We start from the raw sequence: 18,626 nt of genomic DNA, 5'->3' as shown, positions 1-18,626 counted from the left end.
CTTTTGTAGGTTTTTTTGAAAAGCGTGGGCAAAAAAAGATTGGGAGCGGAAGGCGGAAAAGCTGCCCAAAGAAAAAAAATTATAATCCTTTTTTTCCGGACTTGACTTTCTTGACTTCGGATTTTAGGGTTGGATATTTCATTTTCATATCTTCTAACAACGAAGCGTCTAAGAAAATGGCTTGTGCCAATGCATTGTTGGCTTCCTTGTTCATTTTTAGGTGGAAATAGGAGTTGCTCAATTGGTAATACAATTCTGCTCTTTCGTTCTTTTCTATGGCCAATTTCAGGGCGGTTACGGCTTCTTCGTATTCGCCAATGAGCATCAAAACTTCGGTGTAGGCATACCAATTGTAGAAGCGGTCGGGTTCGGCATCGATCAATCTGACCAAACATTCCAAACTTTCTTCGTAACGGCCGGCTTCTATGTACAGATATGCTAATTTTTTTTGATAGTCCAAATTGTTGGTGTTGAGAAAGGTTGCTTCTCTTGCGAAATGCAAGGCCTCTTTCATGCTGCCCATTTCTTCGTACAATTCGCTTTGTTCCATCATCGCGAGATAAAACTGAGGGTCTTCTCGAAGTGATTTTTGAAATGCATTGAGCGCCGCTGTCAGTTGCTTCATTTCTTTGTAGCAAAGTCCAATTTTGTAGAATGTATAGGCTTTGGTAAATTCGTATTCCATGGATTCTTCATAGGTGGAGATGGCGTTTTTCCAAAGTTTCATTGCTTCGTAACATGCTGCAATATTGGCATATACCCCAACAGAAGTCGTGTTGATGGCCAAAAGGAAATCGAAACCTTTTAGGGCTTCTTCGTAATTTTTTTTGTTGAAATAATACTGTCCGTACTCCATCCAAGCGGTTTCGGAATAGGGAAACTGGTCCAAATAATGGTTTAGGAAGTCGATGGCTTCATCGGATTTGTTGAGTCGGTTGAAGCAGAACATGGCGTTTTCCAAGGCATAATCGTCTTGTGCATCGGCTTTCAGTGCCAATTGATAATGCTTTAGGGCATTGAAAGGATCGCCGATATTGACCAATTCGTCGGCAATAAAATTGTGCAAGAAATTTTCTTCATCGCCCAATTGCAGAGCCATTTCGCAATATTCAATGGCTTTTTTGGTATGTCCAAGGTTGGAGTAGTATTTGGCACAGCACACCAAAAAATCGGTGCTGTCTCCGGATGTGTCTTTCAGTTCTTCAATGATGATTTTGGCTTCTGAATAGTGTTCCAATTCCAAAAGGACTTCTAATTTTTTGGTTTTCACTTCAATAGAATCCGGGTGCAATTTGGTTGCAAAATTCACTGCGGTTTCTGCCAATTCTACATCTCCAATTTCGAGATAATGAATGATGATTTCTTCCAACTCGTCGGTATCAAAGTAGGTTTCTTCATTATTCTCAATCATATTTTCGAACTTTACAATCAGTTCGTTTTCAAAAAATTCCTCCAAAATGGTTTATTTTTAAATTAAACACCATCAAAAATGATGCTAATCTTAGAGCCTATTTAAAATTTTACCGATATAATAATTCGGCTATTTCTAATCTTTCTTATCTGCCTTTTTGTATTCTATTTAGCGTATTTTGCATTTTAAATTTTTGTTTTAGCCTGCTAAAACTTCAATTTTAAAACCCAAAATCCATCTAAATATCTTTACAAAAATTCTAGATATAAAATTTAAACAGGCTCTAAGTTTTTTCTAAATTAACGATTTCATTTTAGCGATCATTTTATCGCCCAAATTATCGGCTTCTTCTTGCGTTGGAGCTTCGGTATAGATTCGGATAATCGGTTCGGTATTGGATTTTCTTAGGTGTACCCAATTTCCTGGGAAATCAATTTTCACTCCGTCCACTGTTGAAATTTCTTGATCTTTAAATTCAACTTTCATTTTTTCCAACAAGGCATCTACATCGATGGTTGGGAGCAAATCGATTTTCTTTTTCCCCATAAAATAAGGCGGATAAGAAGCTCTAAGTTCTGAAACCTTTTTATTTTCTTTGGCCAAATGCGTCAAGAACAAAGCTGCGCCTACCAAGGAATCTCTTCCGTAATGCAAATCCGGGTAGATGATGCCGCCGTTGCCTTCGCCACCGATTACGGCATTTTTTTCTTTCATCAAATTCACCACATTGACCTCACCCACTGCCGATGCAAAATATTCTGAATTGTGTCTGTGGGCAACATCTCTCAGGGCTCTGCTGGATGAAAGGTTAGAAATGGCCACTCCGTTTTTATTTTTCAAAAGATAATCGGCTACAGCAACCAAAGTATATTCTTCACCGAACATTTCGCCGTTTTCATCGATAAGAGCCAAACGATCTACATCCGGATCGACCACGATGCCCAAATCGGCTTTTTCGGTTTTCATCAATTCGCAAATATCGGTAAGATGCTCTTTTAACGGTTCTGGATTGTGTGGAAATTGACCGTTTGGTTCGCAGTATAATTTTACCACTTCGCAACCCAGTTTTTCCAACAATGGTGGCAAGGAAATTCCCCCTGTTGAGTTAACAGCATCCAAAACTACTTTGTATTTTTTAGCTTTTATGGCTTCTGCATCCACCATTGGCAAGTCTAAAATTTTCTGAATATGGATATCGAAAGCGTCGTTTCTGGTTTCGTAAGATCCCAAATCGTCCACTTGAGCATAGTCGAAATCTTCATTTTCAGCCAATTCCAAGACTTTAGCTCCTTCTTCAGCATTGATGAATTCGCCTTTATCGTTCAACAATTTCAGGGCGTTCCATTGTTTTGGGTTGTGAGAAGCGGTTAGGATAATCCCACCGTCTGCATTCAGTTCGGGCACCATCACTTCTACTGTTGGTGTGGTAGAAAGTCCCAAATCGATCACATTGATCCCTAAACCTTGTAAGGTCGATGCCACCAAGGAAGATACCATTTGTCCAGAAATTCGGGCATCACGACCGATAACGATGGTTAAATTTTTAGAATTTTTATTTTGTTGAAGCCAAGTTCCGAAGGCCGAAGCAAATTTTACTACATCCAAAGGGGTAAGGTTGTCGTTTACTTTTCCACCTATGGTACCACGGATTCCGGATATTGATTTAATTAATGACATAAAATTTTAATAGTTTGAATTTGAAATGGTTATTTTTAAATTTTTGCAAATTTACGGAAAAGTAAAAGTAAACCGCTTAACACGGTGTTAAATCTATCCTAAACTTTATCCACAAAGATGGATTAGTCCAATCCCAGAGAAGATTTCAAAGCTTTTGCAGCTTTTTTTACCCCTTCATTCCAATCGTCCACAGCGTTGTCATCTGCACCGTCCGAAATGTACTTTAAGCAAAGAAAAGGGATCTGTTCTCTTTGGGCAATCGCAGCCAATGCATAGGCTTCCATGTCCACCACATTGTATTCGGTATTGCGATGTTCGGTTTCGAAAGAGTCTCCAGTGCCACAGGTTCCTAGATTCAGCTCGTCCAATTCCAATCCGTATTTTAAAATGGATTCTTCTTTTGCAAATGGTGTTTTGAATTTTTCAAATCCTAAGGCGGAAACATCCATGTCCCTTTGTACAAATTGATTGCAACAAACCACTTCGCCACGGTTGAACAAAGTACTGCCGGCTGTACCCAAGTTAATGATGATATCAGGAGCATATTTGGCAATAGCTTTTGTTAATTCATAACTTGCATTGATCTTGCCTAATCCTGTAAAAATCAATTGATAATCATCAAACAAATTTACGGCTTCTTCTTTCATTGCAAAGACGAAAAGTGGTCTTTGAAATTCGGATTTTTTTAGGGTTATTTTTTTCATATTTATTCAAAAAAAACTTTGGAAAAGTCGAGCTTTCCCAAAGTTGTATTTATTATTATATCAACAAATTTTAGGTAAGCATTCCGCCATCCACATTCATTACTTGACCGGTAATGTACGCCGACATGTCGCTGCCCAAAAACACGCAAGCATTGGCAACATCTTCCGGTTGACCTCCTCTTTTCAAAGGGATTGCTTCTCTCCAACCTTGTACGGTTTTTTCATCCAAAGCAGCAGTCATTTCGGTTTCTATAAAACCTGGAGCAATGGCATTGCAACGGATGTTTCTAGAGCCCAACTCCAAAGCAATGGATTTAGAAAAACCAATAACACCGGCTTTAGAAGCTGCATAATTGGCTTGTCCTGCATTGCCTTTGACCCCAACTACAGAAGTCATGTTGATGATGGATCCTGCTTTTGCTTTCATCATCGGTTTGATAACCGCTTTGGTTAGATTAAATACCGAATCCAAATTGACTTTGATGATGGTGTCCCAATCTTCTTTGGACATCCTAAGCATCAGGTTATCGCGCGTAATTCCGGCATTGTTGATGAGAATATCGATTTTTCCAAAATCAGTCATTACATCATCGACCAATTTTTGAGCGGCTTCATAATCTGAGGCATCCGATTGATAGGCTTTGATCTGAGTTACAGCACCCAATAAAGTTTCCAATTCTTGAGCTTTTTCTACAGAACCTGCGTAGGTAAAGGCTATTTTGGCACCTTGCGCAGCGAATATTTCTACAATTCCTTTTCCAATTCCTCTTGTTCCGCCTGTGATTAAGGCTACTTTTCCTTCGAGTAATTTCATGATTTTATTATTTTCTTATGTATGATGCAAATTTAGAAAAATTATGCACGACTTTGTTAATTTCTTATTGGGCTTGAAATCAATTAAAAACGATTAAGCATTATTCACAATTAATACAATTTCTCCTTTTAAAGTTTTACTTTTGGAAAAATCAATCAAGTCGTTGATGGTTCCTCTTTTGGTTTCTTCAAATTTTTTGGAAATCTCACGACTCAGGCTCACCCGAGTTTCTTCGCCAAAATACTCTTTTATTTGTTCCAAAGTCGTATTGATCTTGTGTGGGCTTTCGTACAAAATAATGGTTTTCTTTTCTTCTGCCAATTGTTTTAATTTGGTTTGTCTTCCTTTTTTTTGAGGTAAAAAACCTGCAAAATAAAAGTCGTGATTGGGAAGTCCAGAGACCACCAATGCCGGTACAAAAGCCGTTGCTCCCGGAAGGCAAATCATTTCGACATTGTTATCGGCACCTGCTTTTGCCAGGAGATATCCTGGATCCGAAATGCCTGGTGTTCCGGCATCTGTGATGATGGCAATGTTTTGTCCGTCCTTCAAATCTTGTATTACTTTTTCAGTTGCCTGATGCTCGTTATGAAGGTGATAGGAACGCAAAGGCTTGGATATTTCGAAATGTTTGAGCAAAACCCCAGAAGTTCGGGTATCTTCGCACAAAATATAATCGACTTCTTTTAGAACTTTGATGGCTCTAAAGGTCATGTCTTCTAAATTACCTACGGGTGTTGGTACAAAATATAGGATCCCGCTCATTTTTTATTTTTTTTGTTGGAATTTATTCCAATTTTGATAAATCGCTTTTTATGCATCTTTAGGATGGAAAATATCCAATCCTGTATATTGGCCGTTTCTACGGAACTCTCTATTTTATAAGTAGAAAAGTAAGCATCGATGGACAGTCTGAGGTTTTGACCAGTGGTCTAATCTAATGATAAATTTTCGTACAAATCTTTACAAAAATCTTCCAGTCCAGGATCTCTCGCGCCCATCAATAAAAGGACATCGCCGGATTTTAAAACTTTTTTTAGTTCTTTGGATAGGTTGTTTCTGTCTTCAACAAAATGGGATTTTGAACCTTTTATTTTGATATCATTAACCAAATCGTTGGCCGAAATATCTTTGACAGTAGTACCTCCGGCATAGAAAATTTCGGACATCCAGATTTCATCATTCGGGCGAAGTGCTTGTGAAATTTCATCAACAAAATCTTTTCTGAGAAATCGTGTAGGGCCGTAACCGTGCGGTTGAAACCATGCAATAACCTTGTTGGAAAGCGGTTGACATGCTCTAATGCTCGCAGCACATTTTGCAGGATTGTGGGCATAATCGTCAATGACCCAAACTCCGTTTTTATTTCCTAAGATTTGTTGCCTTCTGTAGATTCCCTCGTAATTTTCTAGGCTTTTGGCGCAAGTTTCCAGATCTATTCCTATTTGGTGAAGTACAGCTACTGCAGCAGTAGCATTTTCAACAGAATATTGACCAATGGCATTCATTTTAAAAACTTGATTTCGCAGTTGGAAACTCAGCTGAAAACCATCTTGAACAAAATTTGTGGCATTGTAACCCGATTTGTTATTTTCAAATCCAAAATCTTGATTTGCATCTGTTGATAATTGTTTTGAATATTTATTGTTCTGATTAACAACAAACAGTCCTGTTGTATTTTTTTTGAACTGACCGAACAAGTCCATCAATTCGTCGATTTCTTGATGGTCTTTGTCCACATTCAGTAACAAACCAATTTCTGGGTGGTATTGCACTACAGATCCGTCGCTTTCATCGGCTTCAATAATCAGCCAATCGCCTTTCCCAACATAGGCATTTCCTATTTTTCCTTTTTTGATGATGCTGGTAAGTCCGGCTCCTGAAATTACGCTGGGATCCCATCCTGCATCCAATAAAATTTGGAATAACATAGCCGATGTGGTCGATTTACCAGAAGTTCCGGCAACAGCAATGGTTCTTTTGCTTTTGGCAATAATGGACAGCAGCTCGCTTCTTTTGATGATTGTTATCCCCAATTCTTTGGCTTTTTGTACTTCATAAACCGTGTCTTCTATTGCTGTAGAAACCACTACAAGATCGGTTTTTTCGGTAATACCGCTACCGTCTTGTAGAAAGCAGGAAATACCTTCGGTTTCTAGTTGAGTTTTGGTTTTGTTGTATTCGTCCGGGTGAAAATAACGATCACTTCCCGAAACATTTTTCCCTATACCTTGCAAATATTGGGCAATAGCAGACATGCCTACCCCTGCTACACCTATAAAAAATGGATTTTTGAAATCCGAAATTGTTTTAATCATAAAAAGTACTTTCAAAAAAATTATTTGAAATTTATCCGATGCTAAGTAACAAAAAAAATCCCTTTTCAGGGATTTTAGTTTATAAAAATTTGTTTTCGACCAAGGTCCAAAGTCGCTGTGCATAGTCATCTACTTTGTCCCATTTTTTATCGTAATACAAATCGCTAAGATACTCTTTGGCTTGTTCTAGGGTATCAAAACCATTCAGGATGGAGATGGTTTCGTTCATTTCCGATTGACTTCCGTCGAATAAAAATTTAGAAAATGCAATCTTATCGTTCATGTCCAATCGAAATTCTATTTTCTTTTTAGTCGCGATGGTTTTTACCTCTTCAACTGTTGTTTTTGCTTCAACAAGAGGTTTTTCAAGGATTGGATGGTGTGGGTTTACCCTTTCCAAAGGATCGTCGTCAAAGAGGCTTTCGATCATTTTCATTCCTTTTATTTGGGTCAGGCTGATTTTTTTATCCTCAGGAGCTTTGGGTTCGCTTTCCAGATATACCGTTTTCTCGGATGGTTTAGGATCGTTTTTTTCGTAATCTACAATTTTACCTCTATTGGGCAAATCTTCGGATTTTATATCGGTTTCAACCTTTATTTCATCAGAAATACTAAGATTTTCATCATCTCCATCTTCTTTCATCAGTTCGGCAACAGGAAGTTCATCATCCAAATCATTAATCGATTCTTCATAAATTTCCTTTGAATTTTCAAACGATTCAGCAGGTATTTCAGGTTGATTGTCCACAACTGCCTCTTCAAAAACTTCATGGGTTTCATTTGAAATTTCAGATGTTTCAACTGCAATTTCTTCGGATTCTTCAGAATTTATTTCATTCAATTCATTATTAAAAATAACCTCTTCCAACTCTTGGTTATCGGTATCCAATGCTTCGCTTTCGTCGATAAACATTTCGTTTTCGTACAACTCGGTCTCGTTGATGAGCTGAGTTTCTTGTTGAGTTTTTGATAGTAGACTGTCTTTGTTTTTATCCAGAACCTTTAGGAAAGCCACTCTTTCTGTAAGTTCGTTCAACAAATCTTGTTTGAGCAATAGCTCGTCTCTATTGGTAATTTTCGAAAGGCTTTCGAGGATGTTTTGGCATTCAAAAAAAACTTTTTCCTCGATATCAACTAAGTTTTGCATAATAGACTTGATTAAAATTTCCTTAATTTTGAAATTTAATTCTTACGGCTAATTTAATAAATGTTTTTAGAAAATACAATAAACCACGCAAAACAAAGTGGATGGATGGAAGTAATCTGTGGATCAATGTTTTCCGGGAAGACCGAAGAGCTGATCCGAAGGTTGAGGCGTGCAGAAATGGCGGGGCAAAAAGTGGAAATCTTTAAACCAAAAATTGATACCCGATACGATGATGTAGAAGTGGTGTCGCACAATCACAACAAAATATTGAGTACTCCTGTTGAAAGTTCGCACGAAATTTTGCTTTTGGGATCCACATGCGATGTCATTGGGATAGACGAAGCTCAGTTTTTTGATGAAAACATTACTGATGTCGCCAATCAACTGGCCAATAATGGCATACGAGTTGTTATTGCAGGACTGGATATGGACTTTTTGGGCAGGCCTTTTGGACCAATGCCTTATCTTATGGCAACCGCTGAGTATGTAACCAAAGTGCACGCCATTTGCAGAAAAACAGGAAACTTAGCCAACTATTCTATGAGAACAACTTCTGGAGAAAACCTTGTCGAATTGGGAGAAACCGATAGTTACGAGGCGGTCAGTAGAAGGGTTTTTGTGGATGAAGTTCTAAATAAATACTAAATGAATTACACGACCAGAGATATTGCATACATCACACAATCCGAGTTGATTGGTGATGAAAACTTGCATATCCGTAAAATCGCTTTTGACAGTAGAAACATCTACTCCACCCAAAATACGGCATTTATTGCCATCAATACCAAGAAAAATTCTGGTGAAAAATACATTTCATCGGTTATTGATAAAGGAGTAAAAATTATTATAGCCGAGAGAATTACACAAAATTCCGAAGGCATAACTTGGATTATTGTAAAAGATGGAATCTCTTTTTTACAAAAATTAGCAGAATTCCATTTCAAACAATTTACAGAATTGATATCGATTGGTGTTACCGGGAGCAACGGAAAAACCATTGTTAAGGAATGGCTGTATCAAAGTCTGATGAACGACTACAAAGCCGTAAAAAGTCCCAAGAGTTTCAACTCTCAGTTGGGATTGCCTCTATCGTTGTTGGACATTTCCAAAGACCATGAAATTGGAATTTTTGAAGCCGGAATTTCAAAAAAAGGAGAAATGGAAAAATTGGAACATGTTTTTTCTCCAAAAATTGGAGTTCTTACCCACATCGGTTCTGCCCATGCCGCTCATTTTGATGATGAAAAAGAACTGATCTTGGAAAAACTTCTATTGTTTAAGAATTCAGAAACCATCATCTACAACGGAGATCACGCTTTGGTAAACGAATTAATACAGCAACACTATTCCCATAAAAATCTAATTTCTTTTGGATTAAATTCCAACAACAACATTCGCATACAAAACGATTGGAACAATAAAAATGAAGATTTAATCATACAATGTTTTAACGACTCTTTTATCCTTCCGGTTAGCAAAAGAGACTCCGCAACCTTAACCAATGCCTTGGCAGTTATTGCCGTTCTTTGTCATTTAAACTACGATTACCACACGGTTGTTGATAAGATAAATGTTCTGAAATCCGTAGAAATGCGATTGGAAAGTGTAGAAGGCGTACGAAACAATACCTTGATCAACGATTCATTCAATCTGGATTTGGACTCGTTAATTATTGCTTATCAATTTATAAAAGAATATAAAAAAGATCGTAAAGTATTGGTTCTTACGGATTTCGTGGAAGGTAAAAATACAGAAAATCTTTATTCTGAGGTGGTAAAACTGACCAACGAACAAAATTTTGACCAATTATTTTTGATAGGAAAAGAAATAAGGAAGCTTGAAAATGAATTCAATACCGAAACTTATTCTTTTGATAGTACAGAAAAACTACTTGTTAGCCAAGAAATCAACCAAATTTCAAATTCATTAATCTTACTAAAAGGAGCTAGAAAATTTGAAATAGAAAAAATAAAATTCCACCTGGAATTGCAAAAACACGATACGGTATTGGAAGTTAATCTGAACGCTATCCTTCACAACATCAATGTTCACAAAGCGCTTCTAAAACCAGAAACCAAAATGATGGCAATGGTAAAAGCCTACTCGTATGGATTAGGTGGATATGAGATTGCTGAGTTTTTGCAACATCACCACATCGACTATCTTGGTGTGGCTTTTGCCGATGAAGGAGTTGATTTGAGGAAAAATGGAATTACCACACCTATAATCGTGATGAATCCCGAGCAACACAGTTATCAATCGGTTATTGACTATAATTTGGAACCCGAAATTTATAGCTTCCGAGTTTTGGATTTATTTTACGAGCAGCTTAAAAATAAAGGTTTGGAAGGCAAATATCCGATACACATCAAGCTGGAAACCGGTATGCACCGATTGGGTTTCAAGGAGCGTGAAATTGAAGAGCTTGTGGGGAAACTTGGTAGCATGAATCTGAAAGTTAAAAGCATATTCAGCCATCTTTCATCATCGGACATTCCATCAGAAAAAGATTTTACCCTGAAACAAATTTCAACTTTTGATCGTGTTTCATCGGCTCTAATAAAAGGATTGAACTATCAACCCATTCGACACATTCTTAATTCTGCTGGAATCAATAATTATCACAAATATCAATTCGACATGGTAAGGATAGGAATTGGGATGCTCGGGATATCAGGAGATGAAGAAATGAGTAAAAAGCTTCAAAGAACTGTAAGTTTTAAAACGGTTATTTCTCAAATTTCCGAAGTTGAGGCTTTAGAATCTGTAGGATACAACAGAAATTATAAAACGGAAAATCTTACAAAAATAGCCACCATCCCTGTGGGTTATGCCGACGGAATACCGAGATCCATAGGAAATAAAGTGGGATCTGTAGGGATAAACGGAAAACTATACCCCATTGTTGGTAATGTATGTATGGATATGTTGATGGTAGATGTAAGCCAGTCCAACGCCAAAGAAGGCGATGAAGTGTGTATTTTTAATGGAAATCCTAATCTTGAAAAATTTTCGGAATATTGTAAAACCATTCCTTATGAAGTATTAACTTCCATTTCGAGAAGGGTAAAAAGAGTTTATATTAAGAATTAATGACAAAAAAAGCGGTTTTATTCATCTTATTTTTTCTCTATACTTTTTTACAATCTCAGGTAAAAAAGGACTTCGTCGTTCCTGAAAATGCCAAAATAGGACTTTCCCTCTCGGGTGGTGGTGCTAAAGGCTTTGCCCATGTTGGGGTACTGAAAGTTTTGGACTCTTTGGGTGTAAAGGTAGATTACATCTCTGGCACCAGTATGGGAGCCATAATTGGTGGTTTGTATGCCTCCGGATATTCGGGTAAAGAAATAGAAAAAATGGTAAAAGAAATCGACTTCTACTCCATTTTAGCCAATAAAAAAAACAGAAAAGAATCTACTTTTTTTAATAAAGCCACAGACAAATACATACTGAATATTCCTATAAAAAATGGTAAAATTAATTTTCTACCTAAAGCCTATTCTAAGGGACAAAAAAATATATATTTCCTAAAAGAATTATTTAAAAATGTGTCCAATGTCAACGATTTTTCCAAACTTCAAATTCCTTTTTTATGCATTGCAACCAATCTAGAAAATGGTAAAAAGAAAATATTTGAAAATGGAGATTTGGTCAATTCCATTATGGCAAGCACAGCCTTTCCCGGTTTAATAGATCCTGTTAAAGTTGGAGATTCTTTGTACATAGACGGTGCCATTACTGTAAATTATCCGTCAAAACCATTAAAAGATAAAGGTATGGATGTTGTAATTGGCGTAGATCTAAATCAAGGTTTAGCCGATTCTAAAAATCTAAATTCGGCTGTAGATATTCTCAATCAAGTTATCGACTTTAACATTCAAAAAGAAACCAAAAACCAGTATCAATATACCGATATCAACATCAAACCCAATTTGGAAGGACTAACAGCTACAAGCTACGATGACAAGAAAAAAATTATTGAACTGGGATCAGAAGCGGCTTTGGGTTACATCAATATTCTAGAAAAACTTCCTAAAAAAATTAATAAAGATACCAAAGCAAGTTATAGCAACATTTACTCATCGGTGTATAAAATAGACAGCTTGGCATTGGAAAACAACAATATTTTTAACACATCCTATGTCCGAGGTAAATTGGGTCTAAAAACACCATCCATGCAGACCTATGGCAGCATCAACCGGATGATAGAAAAGTTGTATGCTACCAATAATTATGATTTGATATCCTATGAAATCAATGATGTTGAGGATAAAAAAGTTTTAAAATTAAATGTTACAGAAAACGATACACGATTTTATCTGAAATTTGGGCTTCATTATGATGAAATTTTTCATACCGGATTGTTGATGAATGCGACCATAAAAAGACTTATCTTCAGAAATTCTACCATTACTTTGGATGTGGTAATTGGCGACAAACCGAGATACTATTACAATTATTTTATTGATAACGGATACATTCCAGGATTCGGAATTTATTCTTCAGGAATGTCATTCAACCTAAACAATACCTATGGAGATCCTGTCGAGACATGGAATTGGTTTAGAAATGAAGCGTATTTGCAATCCATTTGGAGAGATAAATTTGCCATTGGTGGTGGTATAAGTTTAGACTATTTCCAGTCCAAAGAGATTGCAAAAACAATACAATTGGACAAAACCTATCTTAATCCTTATCTATTCATAAAAACAGACACACAGGACGATAAAGAGTTTCCTACTCGTGGTTTTTATCTTAATGCAGAAGGAAAAATTTTAGATGTATTGAATTCTACATTAGAAAAAAATTCACTTCAGGCAAAAATTAACGCCACCATCAATATTCCATTAAAAAAATATTTGACCTACAGAATGAACATGTTTGGTGGTTTCAGTATTGGCAACCAAATACCCTATTTTTACACCTATAGATTTGGTGGCTTGTTCGAGCAAAATTTAGGAAATTTTATAGCATTTAGTGGCAACAATTTTGGTGAAGAAAATTCACAAAATTTACTTTCTACATCCGTAATTTTAGAAGGAAATTACAATAAAAAATTCTATCTGAGTACGAATTTTGATTTTGCAAATCCATTTTCTACAATCAATATTAAAGAACTTTTTACCGTTAAAAAATATGGATTAGGAATAACCGCAGGTTACAAATCCCCTTTTGGACAAATTAAATTGAACTACAGTACAGACTCAAAATTTAATAAAAAAATATTCAATGTCATATTGGGACATTGGTTTTAAAATTATGATACACTACCATTTTGAAAATATTGAAACTATAGATTTCGCATCAAAAACAACCTCTTGGTTAGAAGATCTAATTCTTCATGAATCTAAAAAAATAGGTACTCTTAATTACATTTTTTGCGATGACAACTATTTGTTAAAAGTCAATCAAGATTATTTGAATCACGATTATTATACGGACATCATTACCTTTGATTATGTAAAAGGAAAAACCATATCGGGTGATATTTTCGTATCTTTGCAGCGCATTATTGACAATGCCAATCAACACAACAAAAGCTTCGAAAACGAACTACATCGGGTGCTTGCGCATGGCTTATTGCACTTGTGCGGTTACAAAGACAAAACGGAAGAAGAGGAAAAACTAATGCGATATAAAGAAGATTATTATTTAAAATTATTAAAATAAAACAAAATGTTTCACGTGAAACATTTTATAAAATTCTTCTTTTAAAAATATAAAAATCAAAAAAAAAATGATAAGTGATATATATGATGTTATTGTCGTAGGTGGTGGTCATGCAGGTTGCGAAGCAGCAGCTGCAGCAGCTAACTTAGGATCAAAAACTTTATTAATTACCATGAACATGCAAACCATCGGTCAGATGAGTTGCAACCCTGCTATGGGCGGAATTGCAAAAGGACAAATAGTAAGAGAAATTGATGCATTAGGCGGATATTCTGGAATTGTTTCAGACGAATCTGCCATTCAATTCAAAATGCTCAATCTATCCAAAGGTCCAGCCATGTGGTCTCCAAGAACACAAAACGACAGAATGCTTTTTGCTGAAAAATGGAGATTAACATTAGAAAAAACCATGAATCTCGACTTTTTTCAAGACATGGTTAAAAACATAATCGTTGAAAATAACAAAGTAACAGGGGTTATCACTTCACTTGGTATTAAAATAAAAGGAAAGTCTGTCATACTTACAAACGGTACTTTTCTTAACGGACTGATCCATGTTGGAGACAAACAACTGGGTGGTGGTAGAATGGGAGAACCCAGAGCTTTTGGTATCACAGAACAATTAACTAGTTTGGGTTTCGATGCCGGTAGAATGAAGACAGGAACTCCTGCAAGAATTGACGGAAGAAGTTTGGACTATTCAAAAATGGAAGAACAAAAAGGCGATGAAAACCCACAAAAATTCTCCTATCTTGATACCCCAAAGCTTACCAAACAAAAAAGCTGTTACATAACCTATACCAACGAAACTGTACACGATATTCTAAGAGAAGGTTTTGAAAAAAGCCCTATGTTTAATGGTACCATCCAAAGTATTGGTCCAAGATATTGCCCAAGTATTGAGGATAAAATCAATCGTTTTGCAGAAAGAAATAGACATCAACTTTTTGTTGAACCAGAAGGTTGGAATACCATAGAAATCTATGTAAACGGATTCAGTTCATCTCTACCAGAAGACATACAAGTAAAAGCCATGAAACACATTCCTGGATTTGAAAATGTAAAAGTTTTCCGACCGGGTTACGCCATAGAATACGATTATTTCCCACCTACTCAACTGAAGCATACACTGGAAACAAAATTGATAGAAAACCTGTATTTTGCGGGACAAATCAACGGAACTACAGGTTATGAAGAAGCAGCAGGACAAGGATTGATAGCAGGGATCAACGCGCATCAAAAAGTGCATTCTAAAGACGAATTTATTTTAAGCAGGGACGAAGCTTACATTGGTGTACTTATCGATGATTTAATCACTAAAGGTACAGAAGAACCGTACAGAATGTTCACTTCTAGAGCCGAATACAGACTACTTCTTCGTCAAGACAATGCAGATATCCGTTTAACTGAAAAATCGCATAATTTAGGTCTTGCAAACGATCTTAGATTAAGAAAAGTTGAAGAGAAAATCCAAAAAAGTTCTGAACTTGAAACTTATCTAAGAGAACTTTCTTTAAAACCTTCTGTGATCAACCCTATCTTAGAAGAAAACGAAAGTAATCCTGTTGATCAAGCATATAGAGCTGCACAATTTTTAACCAGACCGAATATCAATCTGGATAAACTTTCCGCATTAGAAAGCATTAAAAATGAATTGGAAAAATACAATGAAGAACAGATTGAGCAAGCCGAAATCAACATAAAATACAAAGGATATATCGAAAAGGAAAAAGAAAATGTTGCTAAACTTCATAGAATGGAAACCATTAGAATTCCAGAAAATTTTGATTTCAAAAAGGTTCAATCTTTATCTGCAGAAGCTCAACAAAAATTCATCAAGATAAAACCTTCAACAATAGCACAGGCTTCCAGAATATCTGGAGTTTCACCGGCTGATATCAATGTATTATTAATCTATCTTGGACGATAAAATAAAATGTTTCACGTGAAACATACTATTATGAAATTATTCCTTTACTTAATTTTTATCTTAAGTTTAACCTCATGTCATTCGAATATCTTTACAAGAAATTCCAAAAACGGAGATTTGTTATTCATAGAAGCGGAGAATAAAAATCTTTCTGGAGCAATTGACAGAGTCACAAAAAATGACAGCAACCGTATATCGTTCGACCATGTTGCATTGATAGAAGTTAATAAAAATAGAAAATACATTCTACACGCTTCTTCAAAAAGAGGAAGTGAAAAAATTAAACTCTCAAAGTTCATTAGAAAACAACATCGTCTGAATAAAAGGTTAGGATTGTACAGAGTAAAAGACAGTACTTGTACAAACAATGCAGTTTTAAAAGCAAATTCAATGCTTGGAAAACCATACAATTTTAGATATGTCCAAGATGATAATTCCTATTACTGCTCTGATTTTATTGAAAAATCCTATCGTGATTGCGGTATTTTTGAACTGATACCTATGAATTTCATGAACCTAAAAACAAACAAAATTGATGAATACTGGATCAACTACTATCAAAAATATGATATGGAAGTGCCACAAGGTAAACCAGGAACCAACCCCAATCAATTATCAAGATCAAAAAAACTAAAACTAATATTTTTAGAAATATAATAATGAAAATAAAAGATCATTTTCTTAGTGGAGAAACATTTGAAATTAAAGAAACCGATATTAAAGGAATCTTCAAGACCTACCCCACTCCATCCAATTTAGATAAATATTACGAAAGTAAAGAATACATTTCTCACCATCAAGATTCCAATTCTTTGAAAGAGAAAATCTATAAATTCGCACAATCTTTTAATCTGAATTATAAAAGAAATTTACTGGCTAAAGAAACTTTTCATAATGCCAAAGTTTTGGATTACGGTTGTGGTGCCGGTGAATTTTTAAAATTTATAGAAAATGATGTACAAACTTTTGGCTATGAACCCAATGAAAGTGCACGAAATTTTGCTAAACAAAAAACTAGCAAAACTAAATTTATTTCAAATTTTAACGAAATAGAAAATGAAAGTTTAGATGTTATATCGCTTTGGCATGTTTTTGAACACATCGAAAATCAAAAAGAAATCTTAGATCTTTTTCATCAAAAATTAAAAAGCAATGGAACTTTAATTATTGCCGTACCCAATTGTTCGTCTCACGATGCAATTTATTATAAAGAATTTTGGGCTGCTTATGATGTACCAAGACACCTTTTTCATTTTACAAAATCGGGTATGGAAAAATTAATGAACAATGAAAATTGGAAATTGGATAAAATAAAACCTCTACTACTCGATTCGTATTATATTTCAATTTTAAGCGAAAAATATAAGAAAAATCCATTATTTTGGATTCTTGGAGGAATTAGAGGAGCAATTTCTAATTTTAAAGCATCAAAAACTGGAGAATTTTCTAGTTTGATATATATTATCAAAAAAAAATAGAAAATCGATTTTTAACCTATTTACAAAGGTCAATTTTACCAGAAATTCTCTAAAAATTAAAAGTGGAACCCAAATAATGGATTCCACTTTATATTTATATTAAGTTATTAAGAATTATTTGTTGATCGCTGCAACACCTGGAAGTTCTAAACCTTCTAAACTTTCCAACATTGCACCTCCACCGGTCGAAACATAAGAAACTTTATTTTCATACCCATGTTGTTTTACAAAAGCAACACTGTCTCCTCCACCAACTAAAGAAAATGCTCCCAACTTAGTTGCTTCTGCAATACCATCTCCTAATGCAACAGTTCCAGCAGCAAAATTAGATAATTCAAAAACTCCAGCAGGTCCATTCCAAAGTATGGTTTTAGAATTTAACAATACATCATGGAAAATAACATTGGATTTTGGACCGACATCCAATCCCATCCACCCTTCAGGAATTTCGTATATATCACATACTTTGATGTTGGCATCGTTAGAGAATGCATCAGCAATTACAGCATCCACAGGTAAACATACCTGTACATGATGTTGTTTTGCTTTCTCTAGAATATCTATTGCCAATTGCATTTTATCTTCTTCAACAAGAGAATTTCCAATATGTCCACCAAGAGCTTTAACGAATGTAAAAGCCATACCACCTCCGATAATCAGATTGTCAACAGCAGGTAAGATATTCTCTATGATGGTAATTTTTGAAGAAACTTTAGATCCACCAATTATTGCAGTTACAGGTTTCTCACCCGTATTTAAGACTTTATCTATGGCTTGTAATTCTTTAGCCATTAATAAACCGAAAAATTTAGTTTGAGGAAAATAATTTGCAATAACCGAGGTAGAGGCATGAGCTCTATGTGCCGTACCAAACGCATCATTTACATACGCATCTCCAAGTTTTGAAAGGGACTCGGCAAATTTGGAATCGCCTTGTTCTTCTTCATTATGAAATCTTAAATTTTCCAGAAGCAATACTTCTCCAGGATTCAATTTTGATGCTTTTTCATGAGCATCTTCTTGAATACAGTCGTTAGAAAAGATTATTTTTCTTCCTAAAACTTTCTCAATTTCAGGAACAATATGCACCAAAGACAATTCATTACTTTCTTTTCCTTTTGGGCGTCCCAGGTGCGACAATAATATGACAGAACCACCATCATTTAAAATTTTCTCGATGGTTGGCTTAGCAGCTACAATTCGGGTATTGTCCGTAACATTAAGATTAGAATCTTGAGGTACATTAAAATCAACTCTGACAAGAGTTTTTTTGTCTTTGAAATTGAAATCGTTAATTGTTTTCATTTATATTAATTAGAAAGTTTTTCGTATTTTTTGTTCTACAAATTTACAATTTCAAAAATTGAAAAAAGAAATTGCTGAGCATAAATTTCCACAAGATTCATTTACTCATATTATCATCATTTTTTTTCTTTTATAAAAATATATACTGTTGTTATATGTTGAGTATTGTGAA

At 35.3% G+C, this 18,626-nt stretch carries 15 protein-coding genes; 7 read left to right on the top strand and 8 right to left on the bottom strand.

All coding sequences use genetic code 11. The annotated features are described in order from the left end of the window. Positions 1-79 precede the first annotated feature (79 nt). The 7 genes from H9Q20_RS06615 to H9Q20_RS06585 all read right to left on the bottom strand — a co-directional run bounded on the left by H9Q20_RS06615 (position 80) and on the right by H9Q20_RS06585 (position 8,071). Entirely contained in the window at positions 80-1,456 is a 1,377-nt protein-coding gene (locus H9Q20_RS06615) for a tetratricopeptide repeat protein (protein ID WP_187477329.1), read from the bottom strand. A gap of 249 nt (positions 1,457-1,705) precedes the next feature. Further along, a complete protein-coding gene (glmM, locus tag H9Q20_RS06610; protein ID WP_124641459.1) occupies positions 1,706-3,088 on the bottom strand; it encodes a phosphoglucosamine mutase in 1,383 nt (460 codons plus the stop codon). Between the two features lie 122 nt (positions 3,089-3,210). Then, positions 3,211-3,792 carry a nucleosidase gene (locus tag H9Q20_RS06605; protein WP_187477328.1) on the bottom strand — a complete coding sequence of 194 codons (582 nt, stop codon included), beginning with the start codon at positions 3,790-3,792 and terminating at the stop codon, positions 3,211-3,213. 70 nt (positions 3,793-3,862) lie between these two features. Next, positions 3,863-4,606 (bottom strand): 3-oxoacyl-[acyl-carrier-protein] reductase, encoded by a 744-nt coding sequence (gene fabG, locus H9Q20_RS06600; protein WP_124641454.1) that lies wholly within the window; start codon positions 4,604-4,606, stop codon positions 3,863-3,865. Between the two features lie 93 nt (positions 4,607-4,699). Then, positions 4,700-5,371 (bottom strand): 16S rRNA (cytidine(1402)-2'-O)-methyltransferase, encoded by a 672-nt coding sequence (rsmI, locus tag H9Q20_RS06595; protein ID WP_124641453.1) that lies wholly within the window; start codon positions 5,369-5,371, stop codon positions 4,700-4,702. Positions 5,372-5,538: 167 nt separating this feature from the next. After that, a complete protein-coding gene (murC, locus tag H9Q20_RS06590; protein ID WP_187477327.1) occupies positions 5,539-6,924 on the bottom strand; it encodes a UDP-N-acetylmuramate--L-alanine ligase in 1,386 nt (461 codons plus the stop codon). Positions 6,925-7,003: 79 nt separating this feature from the next. Beyond that, positions 7,004-8,071, bottom strand: coding sequence for a hypothetical protein (locus H9Q20_RS06585; RefSeq protein WP_124641449.1), 1,068 nt, complete (start codon positions 8,069-8,071; stop codon positions 7,004-7,006). 60 nt (positions 8,072-8,131) lie between these two features. Here H9Q20_RS06585 and H9Q20_RS06580 point away from each other — a divergent pair, with 60 nt between their 5' ends. The 7 genes from H9Q20_RS06580 (at position 8,132) to H9Q20_RS06550 (ending at position 17,149) form a co-directional block, all read left to right on the top strand. Continuing rightward, a complete protein-coding gene (locus H9Q20_RS06580) occupies positions 8,132-8,716 on the top strand; it encodes a thymidine kinase (RefSeq protein WP_124641447.1) in 585 nt (194 codons plus the stop codon). Continuing rightward, positions 8,717-11,164 carry a bifunctional UDP-N-acetylmuramoyl-tripeptide:D-alanyl-D-alanine ligase/alanine racemase gene (locus tag H9Q20_RS06575; protein ID WP_187477326.1) on the top strand — a complete coding sequence of 816 codons (2,448 nt, stop codon included), beginning with the start codon at positions 8,717-8,719 and terminating at the stop codon, positions 11,162-11,164. It abuts the gene before it with no gap. Further along, positions 11,164-13,326 carry a patatin-like phospholipase family protein gene (locus H9Q20_RS06570; RefSeq protein ID WP_187477325.1) on the top strand — a complete coding sequence of 721 codons (2,163 nt, stop codon included), beginning with the start codon at positions 11,164-11,166 and terminating at the stop codon, positions 13,324-13,326. Before H9Q20_RS06575 ends, H9Q20_RS06570 begins: the two co-directional genes overlap by 1 nt. A gap of 4 nt (positions 13,327-13,330) precedes the next feature. Further along, a complete protein-coding gene (ybeY, locus tag H9Q20_RS06565; RefSeq protein ID WP_124641474.1) occupies positions 13,331-13,741 on the top strand; it encodes an rRNA maturation RNase YbeY in 411 nt (136 codons plus the stop codon). Between the two features lie 67 nt (positions 13,742-13,808). Beyond that, the gene (gene mnmG, locus H9Q20_RS06560) at positions 13,809-15,671 is read left to right on the top strand and encodes a tRNA uridine-5-carboxymethylaminomethyl(34) synthesis enzyme MnmG (RefSeq protein WP_124641441.1); all 1,863 of its coding nucleotides are present in this window, start codon (positions 13,809-13,811) and stop codon (positions 15,669-15,671) included. Between the two features lie 30 nt (positions 15,672-15,701). Further along, the gene (locus tag H9Q20_RS06555) at positions 15,702-16,328 is read left to right on the top strand and encodes a YiiX/YebB-like N1pC/P60 family cysteine hydrolase (protein ID WP_187477324.1); all 627 of its coding nucleotides are present in this window, start codon (positions 15,702-15,704) and stop codon (positions 16,326-16,328) included. A 2-nt stretch (positions 16,329-16,330) separates the two neighbouring features. Further along, on the top strand, positions 16,331-17,149 hold the full coding sequence (locus tag H9Q20_RS06550; RefSeq protein ID WP_124641437.1) for a class I SAM-dependent methyltransferase: 819 nt from the start codon (positions 16,331-16,333) through the stop codon (positions 17,147-17,149). Positions 17,150-17,263: 114 nt separating this feature from the next. Here the strand turns inward: H9Q20_RS06550 and H9Q20_RS06545 are convergent, their stop codons facing one another. Next, positions 17,264-18,454, bottom strand: coding sequence for a phosphoglycerate kinase (locus H9Q20_RS06545; RefSeq protein ID WP_124641435.1), 1,191 nt, complete (start codon positions 18,452-18,454; stop codon positions 17,264-17,266). Positions 18,455-18,626: the final 172 nt, after the last annotated feature.

The sequence above is a fragment of the Amniculibacterium sp. G2-70 genome, from assembly GCF_014353055.1.
In the GTDB taxonomy this organism is placed as follows: domain Bacteria; phylum Bacteroidota; class Bacteroidia; order Flavobacteriales; family Weeksellaceae; genus Amniculibacterium; species Amniculibacterium aquaticum.
This window is presented reverse-complemented; position numbering and strand designations above follow the sequence as displayed.

Bases quoted from the DNA above. Each gene is read 5' to 3' on its own strand.
- H9Q20_RS06570 (WP_187477325.1), top strand. From the start codon at position 11,164: ATGACAAAAAAAGCGGTTTTATTCATCTTATTTTTTCTCTATACTTTT.
- H9Q20_RS06580 (WP_124641447.1), top strand. From the start codon at position 8,132: ATGTTTTTAGAAAATACAATAAACCACGCAAAACAAAGTGGATGGATG.
- H9Q20_RS06585 (WP_124641449.1), bottom strand. From the start codon at position 8,071: ATGCAAAACTTAGTTGATATCGAGGAAAAAGTTTTTTTTGAATGCCAA.
- rsmI (WP_124641453.1), bottom strand. From the start codon at position 5,371: ATGAGCGGGATCCTATATTTTGTACCAACACCCGTAGGTAATTTAGAA.
- fabG (WP_124641454.1), bottom strand. From the start codon at position 4,606: ATGAAATTACTCGAAGGAAAAGTAGCCTTAATCACAGGCGGAACAAGA.
- glmM (WP_124641459.1), bottom strand. From the start codon at position 3,088: ATGTCATTAATTAAATCAATATCCGGAATCCGTGGTACCATAGGTGGA.
- ybeY (WP_124641474.1), top strand. From the start codon at position 13,331: ATGATACACTACCATTTTGAAAATATTGAAACTATAGATTTCGCATCA.
- H9Q20_RS06575 (WP_187477326.1), top strand. From the start codon at position 8,717: ATGAATTACACGACCAGAGATATTGCATACATCACACAATCCGAGTTG.
- H9Q20_RS06605 (WP_187477328.1), bottom strand. From the start codon at position 3,792: ATGAAAAAAATAACCCTAAAAAAATCCGAATTTCAAAGACCACTTTTC.
- H9Q20_RS06550 (WP_124641437.1), top strand. From the start codon at position 16,331: ATGAAAATAAAAGATCATTTTCTTAGTGGAGAAACATTTGAAATTAAA.
- H9Q20_RS06555 (WP_187477324.1), top strand. From the start codon at position 15,702: ATGAAATTATTCCTTTACTTAATTTTTATCTTAAGTTTAACCTCATGT.
- mnmG (WP_124641441.1), top strand. From the start codon at position 13,809: ATGATAAGTGATATATATGATGTTATTGTCGTAGGTGGTGGTCATGCA.
- H9Q20_RS06545 (WP_124641435.1), bottom strand. From the start codon at position 18,454: ATGAAAACAATTAACGATTTCAATTTCAAAGACAAAAAAACTCTTGTC.
- murC (WP_187477327.1), bottom strand. From the start codon at position 6,924: ATGATTAAAACAATTTCGGATTTCAAAAATCCATTTTTTATAGGTGTA.